Here is a 12,937-nt window from a genome sequence, read left to right on the forward strand (position 1 = left end):
TATTATGATTCGTTTTTTAATAGCAATTCTATTTAACGCAAAACGAGGACCTGAAATAGTTCCTACTATGCGTAAAATGATAAAACATAAAGAAAAATACCCAGAAAAAACAAGATACGCATATGCACTCCGACTTATACGTTATCTTAAGAAATCAGCCAGAATTACCACAGAGGTATATGGCACAGAAAACCTTCCCGAGGAGGGCGGATACATCATGTATCCAAACCATCAGGGCAAATATGACGCTCTTGGAATCATGTATGCACATCACAATCCATGTACATTCGTTATGGACAAGGCCAAATCATACGGTTTCCTTGTTCGCGAAATGGTTGATTTACTTGGTGCCAAGCGCCTAGCATTGGATGACGTACGTCAAAACGTTCGTATCATGGCTCAGATAGAAGAGGAAGTAAAGGAAGGAAAGCGCTTCATTCTCTTCTCCGAAGGTGGATACGCCAGCAATGGTAATATTGTCCAGCGTTTCAAGCCAGGCAGTTTCAAATGTGCAATGAAGGCTCAGGTGCCTATCATTCCTGTTACACTTATTGATTCTTACCTTGCTTTTAATAGCTTTAAGCCTGGTCCAGTTACCACAAAAGTAATATTTGGTGAGCCTATTTATTACGAAACCTACAAAGATATGAAAACCCATGAGGTTGCAGATATCGTTAGAAATACAATTATTTCTACCATGGAAGAATTTGGAGTATATGTAAATAATCCAGAAAAGGATCCTGAGTATTAATCTGCATTTGAAATACAGGTATATGATATGAAGTTACAACTTTTCCATACATCCTACGAAGAAATCAAAAATCCGGACATTCATTACGGACGCAAAAACGCCGATTTTGGTCAGGGTTTCTATACATCTGATGATTTAGACTTTGCAGGACGTTGGGCCCGTGAAAAGGCAGGATATGACATCATAATTAATAAATACGAACTGGAATTAGATGGACTGCATATTAAGGAATTCAGTCGTAGCTCAGAGTGGGCCGACTATATTTTCAACAATCGCGCCGCTAAAGATGACTATTTATCTGAATACGACGTTATAAAAGGCCCCATTGCAAACGATACTTTGTACAATACCTTTGGCATTATAACTAGTGGCTTTCTTTCCAAAAAAGAAGCTCTTGAGCTACTTCTTCAGGGAGGATGTTACTATCAAATAGTTTTAAAGACGCCAAAAGCAGCAGCTCATCTGAAATGGGTTAGTTCAGAAATTCTCAGTCACGAGAAAGCGCTTAGCTATCAAGATATTGTTAAAAAGGAAGAGGAAGAATACCAGGAAGCAATATCTCAAATACTTTCATAAAATGCTGTAAAAATGCTCCGTAATCATTTAAAATGGTTTCGGAGTTTTTTAGTTAAAATATAAAGGGGGACAATAATGTTTATTACTGATGACGGCATTAAGCTAAATGCAAAGCTTGATATGCCTACAAATGGGACTACTAAATGTCCACTATGTTTAGTATTTCATGGATTCACAGGACACATCGAGGAGGACCACATCCTTGCAGTATCAAAAGGATTAAATGAAGTTGGAGTTGCCACTTTAAGAGTAGATTTATACGGCCACGGCAACAGCGACGGTGAATTCAAGAATCACAATCTCTATAAATGGCTTAACAACATTCTTACAGTTGTAGATTACGCTAAAACTCTTGATTTTGTTACAGAAATGTATATGTGCGGCCACTCACAGGGAGGTCTTGCAGTTACACTTGCTGCAGCAATGGAAAGAGATGTAATTAAGGCTTTAATTCCACTTTCTCCAGCTTATGTTATAATAGAAGGAGCAAAACAAGGGGAATTGTTGGGGCAGCCTTTCGATCCTGAAAACATCCCAGATATGCTTCAGTCATGGGATGGAAGAGAGCTTAGTGGCAATTATATAAGAGTTGCTCAATCCATTGATTTAGATGCAGCCATAAAGAAATATTCTGGCCCAGTTCTAATTGTACATGGCGATGCAGATGAAGCTGTTCCTGTAGAATATGGAATAGAAGCCTCAAAGAAATTCGCTAACTGCACATTGAAGCTTATACCTGGTGATACTCATTGCTATGATTACCATCTTGATCAAGCTGTTGAAGCTGTAAAGGAATTTGTAAAGGGTTTATGATTTAATTGCAAGGGAGGCCAAAGAGCTGCACATCCTATACCACCAAGATAATACGTTAAGGGACCTATTCATAGAATAGGTCCTTTTTTCACACCTATTGCAACTTGTGGCGCTGGGACGTAAAATAAAATATGTAAAAGGAGACGGCTTATGGAATTATGTTATGACATGGTAATAAATATAGGGCTACTGGCGTTAATTGCTCTAGCTTTGACAAAAATTCCATATATTGACCATATTTTATGTCAGGATAGCGGTCACGCCAAGCTAGGACGGTTTGTGCTTGGCGGAATTTTTGGTGGATTTTGCATATTTTCAACCTGCACTGGAGGTGTCGTCCAAGGTGCCATCCCAAATACAAGAGTATTGGGGGTTTTAGCTGGCGGGCTACTTTGTGGACCAATAGTTGGCATTACAGCAGGAACGATAGGCGCAATTCATCGTTTTCTATTTGACCCACATGGATTAACTACATTTGCTTGCGCATTTTCTACATTTTTAGAGGGAATACTGTCAGCTGTCATATATCAGATTCTTAAAAAGAAGAATTATACATTAAAATGGACCACGCTACTTGTAATTACAGCTGCTGCGGAAGGTTTTCATATGATAAATCTTTTAATATTCGTGAAACCATTTTCCATAGCAATAGAAATCGTAAAGACGTTAACAATACCAATGGTAATAATTAATTCCATAGGTATGCTTTTATTCTTTTCAATTTTTAAAGATGTATATATGAGACAAATGCTTCAAGCAGATAATGAAAGGCTTGAAACAATAAACAACGATTTACTTGAAAAGACAAAAGCCAAGCAAAAGATTGGCCCTTTTGGTCTACAAGCAGGAGATCACACAGAACTAGTTGAAGCTGATAATATATACTACATAGAAGCGATTCATAAAGGCGCTAAAGTATATTGTAAAAACCAGGCTTATTATAGCAATGAGCCACTAATTGAATGGGAGAAGAAACTAGAATCTGACGACAACTCATTTGTAAGAATTCATAGAAGCTATATTGCAAATCTTACAAAAGGTGATTCCTTACAACCAGATGCCAATAACGGATATGCACTTTGTATGAAAGATGATAATCATACTATTATTCCAATCAGCAGAAAAATAATCCATGAAATAAAGGATTATTATAGCATGTAAATCAGTACCTGTTTTTAGCATTTCAGTCCGAACCCGTTGTTGTAGATAAAATTAGATACTATACTCCAAGTTAAGAGATGTCCTTATAGGACAAAATAAATGTAACGGGGGTGAATGTATATGATTAGTTTTATTATTTGTCTGGCAGTACTTATAGGAGGGTACTTTGTCTACGGAAGGGTAATAGAAAAACTCTACGGACCAGATGATAGACAAACGCCAGCCGTGAGAATCAATGACGGCGTCGATTTCGTTGTAATGCCAAAATGGAAGCTATTCTTAATCCAGCTTCTAAATATTGCAGGACTTGGTCCAATTTATGGTGCATTAGCAGGAGCGCAGTGGGGTACTTCAGTATTTCTTTGGATCACACTAGGTACCATTTTAGCTGGAGGAGTTCATGATTTTTCTGTAGGATTTATGAGCATGCGCCACGATGGAGCCAGCGTATCAGAGCTTACAGGCTTATACCTTGGAAATATAATGAAGACTGTTATGCGCATATTCAGCGTCGTACTTCTTGTAATGGTTGGTACAGTATTTGCTGTTGGTCCTGCCGGTCTTATTTCCCTATTAATTGGAAATCAGGGTGGTACAGGTCTTCTAACAAACACATATTTCTGGTTGGCAATCATCTTAATTTATTATTTCATTGCCACATTTATTCCAATCGATAAAATCATAGGAAAGTTTTATCCAGTATTTGGAATATGCCTTATCGTTATGGCTTTTGGTGTAGCCATAGGTATTTTTACACACGGTTATACCATTCCAGAGATTCAGTTAGCCAACTTACATCCAGATAACACACCAATATGGCCAATGATGTTTGTATCAGTTGCTTGTGGTGCAATTTCAGGTTTCCATGCAACTCAATCACCACTAATGGCTCGTTGCTGTTCTTCAGAAAAAGAAAGCCATATGGTATTCTACGGTGCTATGGTTAGTGAAGGTATCATCGCTCTTATCTGGGCAGCAGCAGGTAGTGCGATTTATGCAACGACAGGAGGTCTTACAACTGGTTTAACAGCAATGCTTGCAAATGGTCAGGCTACATGTGTATACGATATTTGTACAAAAACAATGGGTGGTTTCGGTATCGTATTAGCAATGCTAGGTGTTATAGCATGTCCTATTACATCTGGTGATACAGCTTTCAGATCTGCACGACTTGTAATCGCTGACTGGTTCAAGATTGACCAGAAGCCATACCTTAGCCGTCTGTATATTTGCGTTCCACTTCTTGCAGCCGGTGCACTGATTAGCCAATTAAACTATGGTGTAATCTGGAGATATTTCAGCTGGTCAAATCAGACACTTGCAATGATAGCTCTTTGGACCGCATCAATGTATCTATATAAAAATGCAAAGAATTACTGGTTCACAGCGGTTCCTGCAACATTTATGTCAGCAGTTTCTGTCACATATTTCTTCTGTGCGCCAGAGTGCTTACATCTATCTACAAAAATAGCTTATCCAATAGGAATAATTGCAGCCGCTGTTTTCCTTGGATTATTTATAAGAGCTACATTAAAGCAACATGATACAGTTTCTCATTTCAAGATGATGCATCACGTATAATAATTTAAAATATTTTGGGCACCTTGAGATTTCAAGGTGCCTTGTTTTAATATAATAAAAAAACAATATATAATGTGATAAGGAGGTATTATTATGATTTCAACAACAACACCAAGTGTAGAAGGACACACAATTGTTGAATACAAAGGAATTGTATTTGGAGAAGTAGTAGCCGGAGTTAATTTTATTAAAGATTTCGCAGCAGGATTATCAAATTTTTTTGGAGGACGTTCTGGCACATATGAAGAGGAGATAATTCAAGCTAGACAACAGGCATTAGCGGAAATGGAACAACGAGCTGCTCAGATGGGTGCAAACGCAGTTGTAGGTGTCGACATTGATTACGAAGTACTTGGAGCTGATAATGGTATGCTGATGGTTACTGCATCAGGTACTGCTGTAGTAGTGCAATAAATTTATTAATAAACAGAACAAATCAAAACACTTATGGTTGATTAGAAATTTTCAATCATAAGTGTTTTTTATATACATCTCTCAAAAATATGGTAATTTACGCTTTAAAATATTACTAAAAACAACTAAAATAAAGACAATTAATGACAAATGAGGTATATGATGACTAAAAATATTCTCAACAACGTATTGAGTATAATCGGTATAATAATTGCGATTATTCTCACTATACCATTATTATTTATATGTTTTATATTCATGCTCACATTTTTACAAGGCGACACAAGAAGAGTTAATGAAGTTTTTGTATCACCTGACGGGTCGTATCAAGTTGAGAGTATCAATAACTCTGCCGGAGCAATGGATTCCGGTGAGAATTTCCTATGCATCGAATTTGCTGAAGATGTAAAAAAATATTCAGTAGAAGAGAAAAAGCCAGCCAAAAAAGCAATAGAACTTGATGGTATTCATAGTACATATGGGACCGATTACGACATTGAATGGACTAGTAATACATGCTTTACTGTAGAATGGACGGATTGGAAAGCCGAACATATTGTTGATGTGGAGATGGATGGCAAAGAATATACAATAGTGTCAGCGCAAACATTAGAAGACGAGAAATAGGATAATCTCTAAAGCAAATTGATAGTCATAAATAAGACAATCTATAGAAGAGGTGTAAATGTATTTAATATCAGCATATTTTGATAAAAATACAACTGAAAAGCTTCAGGAATATATTTGCAAAATAGTAGAGGCATCAGGCAATAGTTTTATGCTAGATAATAACGTGCCTCCCCATATGACGTTAACCGCAATAGAAGCCAGAAACGTAGAAGTACTGGTGCCTACTTTTGAAAATCTTAATAACAAATTACATGGCGGTGATATATCAATAATATCTGTAGGCCAGTTTATACCGAAGGTAATATATGCTGCGCCATATTTAAACCAGTACTTGTTTAATCTTCAGCAGGATATATGCGAAGCTTTTGCTGATATTCCGGAAACAACAATAAGCAAATACTACAGGCCTTTGTCTTGGCTACCACATATTACACTAGCCAAGACATTAACTATCGATCAAATGAATGAAGCTGTTAAAGCTATGTGTGATTTTAAGAATATTGAAGCACAAATTGTTCGCATTGGATTAGCAAAAGTTAATCCTCATGAAGATGTTTGTAATATAGAATTAATTTGACATATGTCAGTAATAGCGATATATTATATTTGACATATGTCAATAAAGGCAGGAGGATTCTATTGTGCCTAGATTACCAAAATGTAGAAAGATACGTGTTTTTCCAGATTACTATAGCTTTGTTCCAGAAAATTCGGAGAAACCTGAGTTGGAGACAATCACCCTTACTCTAGATGAGTATGAGACTTTGAAACTTTTAGATGCTGAAGGTTTGAATCAAGAAGATTGTGCAGACAGTATGGGGGTAGCCAGAACAACTGTTACAGCTATGTATGAGAGTGCCAGAAAAAAAATAGCTACTGCACTTATAGAAGGAAAGCGCATTCGTATATCCGGTGGTAATGTAGAGTTGAATAGAAACCAAGCTTTTTTTGATAATAAATTGAAATCAAAAGGAGTAAATATAATGAGAGTAGCGGTAACTTATGATAATGGAAATGTGTTTGGACACTTTGGAAGAACAGAACAGTTCAAAGTTTACGATATCGAGGATGGTAAGGTCGTTAACTCTGAGGTAGTAGGCACTAATGGTGAGGGCTGTGGCGCTCTTGCAGGTGTTTTAAATCTTGCAGAAGTAGATGTTCTTATCTGTGGTGGTATCGGCGGTGGTGCTGTAATGGCACTTCAGGAGGCAGGCATTCAGTTATACGCTGGTGCAAGCGGAAATACTGATGAAGTGGTAAATGCATTCTTAGCAGGTACACTTGCAGCTTCAGGTGAAGCAAACTGTTCGCATCACGACGAAGAACATGGTGAAGGTCATAGTTGTCATGGACACGGTCATGGAAGCTGCCACAATTAAATACATGTAAGATAACAAAGGAGTTGGAGGTATTAAATATCCCAGCTCCTTTTTGCTGTTACAGTAGTCATCATCGCAACCGCTGCAAGACATATGCAGAACAGTATTAGTATAAATCTAATAAACAAATATTGGAAATATGGTAATTAAAACTTTTATTTAGCTTTCTAATCAACTAAAATAAAGACATTAACAAATCGAGATTTGTTGCGATAATTATATTTCAGGATAATGCACGATGGAGATTGAGATAATGATTGAAATTACGTACTTACAACTCTTTTTACTAATAACGATTATATGGATTATCACTCGTTTAGTTGTAGCTGCTAAAACAAAAGCATTTTCGATTAAGCGAGAACTCCAACTGTTATTGGTTTACGTTTGCATCGTTGTTATATTTCGATTCGTGTATTTTGGATTTCATATTGAGAATGGAAAGATACCAACGTTAAAGTTAGGCTTTAGAGATGATATCCATGATATGATCAGTATCATTCCATTCTACTTCCTTGTAGATCGATATGATGGCTGGAAGATGAATGTCATCGGTAATATCACGATGTTCATACCGGTTGGAATCGTGTGGCCGATTTGTTTTAAGCAACTCGATACGATTCGAAAAACTATATTCGCTGGTGCGGGCTTTACACTGTTCATCGAGTTGACTCAACTGGTTTGCATTGGACGACATACTGATATCGATGACTTGATTTTGAACACAATCGGTGTAGCAATTGGCGCGTGTATTGTGTTCTTGATTCGGAGGAACAAAGGGAAAGAGTAGAGGAGAGATGACAGTCGTATAAATCGACATTTGTCGAGTTCTTTAACTTTTTATTTATAGTGTTACGGCATAATTGTGATATTGCTAATTAAAGTTATATATGGAGATAATAGGATGAAAAAGAAAGAACTATTAAAGATAGTAGGTTGCTTTGTATTAATTTGTTTATCATTTTTTGTCGCTGCAAGGTATTATTTTGAAAATAATACAATCTGCACTATATGCTGGATTGTCATTGGTTCAAGAAATGTATTTGAGCTAGTCCGCCGAATCAAAAATTCAAAGAAAGAAGATTATGAAATAAATTCAAGTTTGTAAATTTATACTATCCATGCTTATTGTAACTGAAATTAAACGATTTATCATTTATATAAGAGGACACTAAATAATGAAGCAACAATTAAAGATATTACTTATAACCATGTTATCCGTTTCATTGTTCACTGCATGTGATGGAAAAAAGGAAGATTTTTCAGATAGTATTCCAATCATTAATAGTTGCTCTTTTTATGGAAATAGCGGCGGAAATGATTCTTCTCAAATAATTCCATATTCGTCCACTCACAAGATGAAATATACATTAAATGATTGCTACAAAAGAAACGATTATTATGAAGCAGTTTTTCGCTCTTATGAAAATATTTTAGGATATAGTGAATATTATGAAATAGAGCAGGTAAACTATACTCTTGATGAATTGATGGAAAATAGAGTAGAACACTATCATTTCATTGTTATGGATGCAGAAGGTCCTTGTTTGCCAAATATTAACAATGATTACATAACGCTAGTCTTTGATGTTGAAACTGGAGATTATTGGGCTGGTACAAATATTCAGAGTTTAAATATTTATGGTAAATGCCAAAACAATGACTATGATCCTGACTCACAATTGATAAGTTACGTGGAAGGATACTGGGAATTTCCTGAATATGATAATTTCTACGAATATCTAGCATCAATGGATTGGTTAAAAGAAAGTGCAAACGACATTGATTAGATAAGTTCGGATTCTGAGACACCTATTGTTGGTGCTTTTGTTGTGATGGTCCTTTTGCGTAAGAGATGGATCTACTCTCTTTGCACGGTTGCAGTGACTGTCTTTTATGCGTGGGTGGAGCTAAAGTTTATAAATTACAGGGCCCAATTTTCTACTGATGTTGGGGGCATAGCTCTTGCGCAGCTTATTTTTCCTGGGCTGTACATCATTTTGGGACTTGTTTTTTTACTTATAGGTCTCATTGTCCTGACGAAAAAGAAAATATGACTATCGTTCAACAAGGAGAAAAAAGTGTCAATTCAAGGATTAAATCAAGCAGACAAAATAATCTCAATGGCTAAAGAAGGGGCTAACTGGAAAAAAATGCCTCAAAAAAAAGGTCCTAGAAAGAAAAAATACAAAGGATCTGAAAAATATATATGTAATAAATTTGGAAAAACAATAGTAGTATATAGTGATTACAATCCAGCTGAAATATTCTGGAACCCTTTAAATCTTTTATTTTTGATTCCTTTTATACCAATTATGTTTTTTCTAACTCTTGGGTATTATAAATACTTGAATGATAGCAAAGGCATATTATTTCTCATTTTGGATATTATTATTTTTATTTTATCTCTATGGACAATAGATATTTCATTACTAATAAAATATTTTAGATATAAAGATTTCGTTAGATATGATAAAACCACAAAGAAACCTATTATTAAAGCTAGCATATGCACAGGTGAGCAGGTAGCTGGATTTAGGGATCTTTCCACCGGTGCTTTTGAAGAAGTAATGCTTATAAAGAATCAAGAAGACCTAGCATCATTTAAAAAGATTTACGGCATCACAGAAGAAATTGAAAAGATATATTAAAGGAAGAATAGTTATGTTTTTTATTATGGGAATTACTGATGGTCGCAAAGACTTTGACTTTAGCCAGACTGTCATATGCGATAATTGTGGGAAATATGGAAGATATCAGGTTTTCATGCTCTATACAGTTCTATCTCTTTTCTTTATCCCAACTTTTAAATGGAATAAAAGATATTATGTTCAGATGAGCTGCTGTGGCAGTGTATATGAACTTAATCCTGAAATGGGTAAGCGAATAGCTTCAGGAGAAGACCTACAAATCAATCCTCAAGATCTCACTAAAGTAGGCAATGGTAGAGGCTTCTTCAAACACTGCAATAACTGTGGTTACGAGACAGCTGAAGACTTTGATTTTTGCCCTAAATGCGGAATGAGGTTTTAAATGAAAATAATGAATCCTATTTAACAGTAGAAGAGATTCATGGCTAACAAATAAGGGATTAAAAACAGGTGATATATGGCCTGAATATTAAAATACTTTTAACGGGGGAATAATTAATATGTGCAAAACACTAATAGTTTATTTTTCGCTGGAGGGCAATACTAGATATGTCGCTGAAGAACTTCGTGTAGGTATTGGCGCTGACGTACTAGAGTTAGTTCCTAAAAAAGAATATCCCAATAAAGGATTTAAAAAATTCTTTTGGGGCGGTAAAAGTGCTGTCATGGCTGAAACTCCTGAACTTGAGCCTTACTCTATAAATATAGACGATTATGAACGTATAGTCTTTGGTTTTCCAGTATGGGCAAGTAACTTTGCACCACCGCTTAGAACATTTATTAAAAATACACCTAGTTTAGCTAGTAAAAAAATAGCAGCCTTTGCCTGCCAAAGTGGTGCTGGTGCAGAAAAAGCATTTGAAAAGCTTAAAGAATGTATTGGAATTAAAGAATTTGAGGCTACTTTAGTACTTATAGATCCTCTAACAAATTATGACTATAAGCAAGGCGATATGCTTGTTGCTTTTATAAAAAAACTCAACGAAGAAAAGGAAATACAAAAGAGTGCCGAATATGAAACAAAAAAATCAGAGCTTGAAAAAATAAAAGAGTCAGTAAAAAATAGGCCATCTGTAACAATAAACCAAGAGTTCTATGCCTATCTATATACATGCAAAGAATGTAATAATGAGATTCTCATAAAAACTAATGAAGGAAGATATGGAAATCTAGGACCTTTTAATTGTCCTGTATGCAATGCCCACTATTATGCCACTATAGATGATGGTGGCCCTACCCCTTTCTTATATGTCGCCAAATATGGTGAACAGCCTGCATCACTACTTGATAGTGAAGGGCAAAAGCGTTCTGAAAAAATACCACTTTTATATCAGGAGCTTTCTCTTGAATTAAACGAGTAGAATATTGGTACTCCCCATTTATGAGAGAATAATGCATAAAATGGGGAGTATTTTTTTGTGTAGTATTTGAGCAAACCTTAATTGACATACCATAATGGTTGGTGTAATTTATAAGCATAGAAAATATGGAACGGGTTCCATATAATAATATAATGACGCAGGACCGGGCTGCGTTTTTTATTGAGGGGATATGGAACGGGTTCCATATATGTTTTTACACTAGGAGGAGAAAAAATGAAAAGAAAAATTCTTTGCTCAGGTCTTGCCATTATGATGGCTTCATCTCTTATGGCGTGTGGGTCTTCACAATCTACAGGTGGAGATGCAAGCACAGGTACTGAAGGCGCAACACAAGGTGATATGGAAGATGCCGTAATTACTATTTGGTCACCAAGTGATAAAGAATCTATTGAGAATTGGTGGGCAGAAAAGATTGACGAATGGAACACAGCTCATCCAGACATGAAGGCAGCTCGTGAGGCGATTGATCGTTCAGATTCATATGCATATGATAATAAAATCGCAACAGCTGTAACATCAAATAGCCTTCCTTCAATATTCTTTGTAGACGGACCACAGGTTTCATACTATGCAGCTAATGGACTTATTGTTCCAATCACCGATTATTTTAGTGATAGTATTGATGATTTTGATCCTGCAACACAGGCTCAATGTACATATGATGGAGAATTATATGCAATATCAGCAACACAGTCTGGTGTAGCATTCTACTACAACAAGGATTTGTTAAAGGAATGTGGTGTTGATACTGATGATTTGGATTCAAGAACTATAGATAATCCAATAACATGGTCAGAAATGGCAGAAATTGCTGAGAAATGTACAACAGATAATTATGTAGGAACACATATTATTATGGACCACGGCGAGGGTATTCCTTATGCTCTTGAGCCAATGTATATTTCAGAAGGTAAGGACTATATTTCAGATGATGGAACTACAGCAGATGGCTATGTAAATAGTGACGAATCTGTAAAGACAACAGCATTTCTTGCAGACCTAATTGCAAAGGGTTATGCAAATGTAGATCCTATTACAGATGAATTCTTAAATGGCGCATGCGCTACTGAGTTAGGTGGTTCATGGGATGTAGCTACACTTGAGGCTAATGCAACTTTCGATTGGGGCGTAACATATTATCCAGTTGCTGATGATACTCATAAGGCTGTTTCTCCATGTGGAGACTGGTCAGCAGCTATTTCAAAGGATTGCGAGAATGTAGAGGCTACAGGTGAGTTTCTTAAATGGTTAATGAATACAGAAAATGTTGCTTCATATGCAGATGCAATTGCTAAGCCTGCAACTAGAGCATCAGCTTATGATGAGGAATGTATGGCTTCTTATGCAGAAGGACCAAGAGCTTTATTCGTAGAACAGCTTCAGAATTCAGCTGCTCCTCGTCCAAGAACTCCATCATATGCAACTTTCTCAACAGATTATGCAGAAGCAATGTCAAATATCTTCTCAGAGGCTGCTTCGACAAAAGCTGTTGATGAATCATACATTAAAGAACAGTTAGATTCTGTAGCAGACAGTTTTGCTGAAGATTATAACACTTACTACGCAAATTAATTAGTAAGGCTTGATGATACTATATTAAAA

The 12,937-nt window shown here is 36.1% G+C and carries 16 protein-coding genes; all 16 read left to right on the top strand.

All coding sequences use genetic code 11. From position 1 onward, the window contains the following. The first annotated feature begins 4 nt into the window (after positions 1–4). The 16 genes from BM102_RS03365 to BM102_RS03445 all read left to right on the top strand — a co-directional run bounded on the left by BM102_RS03365 (position 5) and on the right by BM102_RS03445 (position 12,907). Positions 5–751: a lysophospholipid acyltransferase family protein gene (locus BM102_RS03365; RefSeq protein ID WP_090478894.1), complete on the top strand. Its 747-nt coding sequence runs from the start codon at positions 5–7 to the stop codon at positions 749–751. A 27-nt stretch (positions 752–778) separates the two neighbouring features. Further along, the gene (locus BM102_RS03370; protein ID WP_090478896.1) at positions 779–1,327 is read left to right on the top strand and encodes a DUF3990 domain-containing protein; all 549 of its coding nucleotides are present in this window, start codon (positions 779–781) and stop codon (positions 1,325–1,327) included. Positions 1,328–1,402: 75 nt separating this feature from the next. Continuing rightward, positions 1,403–2,140: an alpha/beta hydrolase gene (locus BM102_RS03375; protein WP_090478899.1), complete on the top strand. Its 738-nt coding sequence runs from the start codon at positions 1,403–1,405 to the stop codon at positions 2,138–2,140. A gap of 150 nt (positions 2,141–2,290) precedes the next feature. Beyond that, the gene (locus BM102_RS03380) at positions 2,291–3,301 is read left to right on the top strand and encodes a LytS/YhcK type 5TM receptor domain-containing protein (RefSeq protein ID WP_090478902.1); all 1,011 of its coding nucleotides are present in this window, start codon (positions 2,291–2,293) and stop codon (positions 3,299–3,301) included. A 120-nt stretch (positions 3,302–3,421) separates the two neighbouring features. Continuing rightward, on the top strand, positions 3,422–4,882 hold the full coding sequence (locus tag BM102_RS03385; protein WP_090478906.1) for a carbon starvation CstA family protein: 1,461 nt from the start codon (positions 3,422–3,424) through the stop codon (positions 4,880–4,882). A 93-nt stretch (positions 4,883–4,975) separates the two neighbouring features. Then, entirely contained in the window at positions 4,976–5,296 is a 321-nt protein-coding gene (locus BM102_RS03390; RefSeq protein WP_090478910.1) for a putative heavy metal-binding protein, read from the top strand. Positions 5,297–5,458: 162 nt separating this feature from the next. Continuing rightward, positions 5,459–5,923 (top strand): hypothetical protein, encoded by a 465-nt coding sequence (locus BM102_RS03395; RefSeq protein WP_090478913.1) that lies wholly within the window; start codon positions 5,459–5,461, stop codon positions 5,921–5,923. 58 nt (positions 5,924–5,981) lie between these two features. Further along, the gene (locus BM102_RS03400) at positions 5,982–6,503 is read left to right on the top strand and encodes a 2'-5' RNA ligase family protein (protein WP_090478916.1); all 522 of its coding nucleotides are present in this window, start codon (positions 5,982–5,984) and stop codon (positions 6,501–6,503) included. A 64-nt stretch (positions 6,504–6,567) separates the two neighbouring features. Further along, entirely contained in the window at positions 6,568–7,305 is a 738-nt protein-coding gene (locus BM102_RS03405) for a NifB/NifX family molybdenum-iron cluster-binding protein (RefSeq protein WP_090478919.1), read from the top strand. A gap of 253 nt (positions 7,306–7,558) precedes the next feature. After that, positions 7,559–8,092 (top strand): VanZ family protein, encoded by a 534-nt coding sequence (locus tag BM102_RS03410; RefSeq protein ID WP_090478922.1) that lies wholly within the window; start codon positions 7,559–7,561, stop codon positions 8,090–8,092. Positions 8,093–8,206: 114 nt separating this feature from the next. Next, positions 8,207–8,410, top strand: coding sequence for a hypothetical protein (locus tag BM102_RS03415; RefSeq protein ID WP_090478924.1), 204 nt, complete (start codon positions 8,207–8,209; stop codon positions 8,408–8,410). A 70-nt stretch (positions 8,411–8,480) separates the two neighbouring features. Next, the gene (locus tag BM102_RS03420) at positions 8,481–9,092 is read left to right on the top strand and encodes a hypothetical protein (RefSeq protein ID WP_090478927.1); all 612 of its coding nucleotides are present in this window, start codon (positions 8,481–8,483) and stop codon (positions 9,090–9,092) included. 645 nt (positions 9,093–9,737) lie between these two features. Next, positions 9,738–9,953: a hypothetical protein gene (locus BM102_RS14660; RefSeq protein ID WP_033154823.1), complete on the top strand. Its 216-nt coding sequence runs from the start codon at positions 9,738–9,740 to the stop codon at positions 9,951–9,953. Positions 9,954–9,966: 13 nt separating this feature from the next. Then, positions 9,967–10,335 carry a zinc ribbon domain-containing protein gene (locus BM102_RS03435; protein ID WP_090478933.1) on the top strand — a complete coding sequence of 123 codons (369 nt, stop codon included), beginning with the start codon at positions 9,967–9,969 and terminating at the stop codon, positions 10,333–10,335. A gap of 118 nt (positions 10,336–10,453) precedes the next feature. Further along, entirely contained in the window at positions 10,454–11,314 is an 861-nt protein-coding gene (locus tag BM102_RS03440; protein ID WP_090478935.1) for a flavodoxin family protein, read from the top strand. Between the two features lie 234 nt (positions 11,315–11,548). After that, complete coding sequence (locus BM102_RS03445; RefSeq protein WP_090478938.1) at positions 11,549–12,907, top strand: sugar ABC transporter substrate-binding protein; 1,359 nt, start codon at positions 11,549–11,551, stop codon at positions 12,905–12,907. Positions 12,908–12,937 lie beyond the last annotated feature (30 nt).

This window comes from Pseudobutyrivibrio sp. JW11 (genome assembly GCF_900115355.1).
Classification (GTDB): domain Bacteria; phylum Bacillota; class Clostridia; order Lachnospirales; family Lachnospiraceae; genus Pseudobutyrivibrio; species Pseudobutyrivibrio ruminis.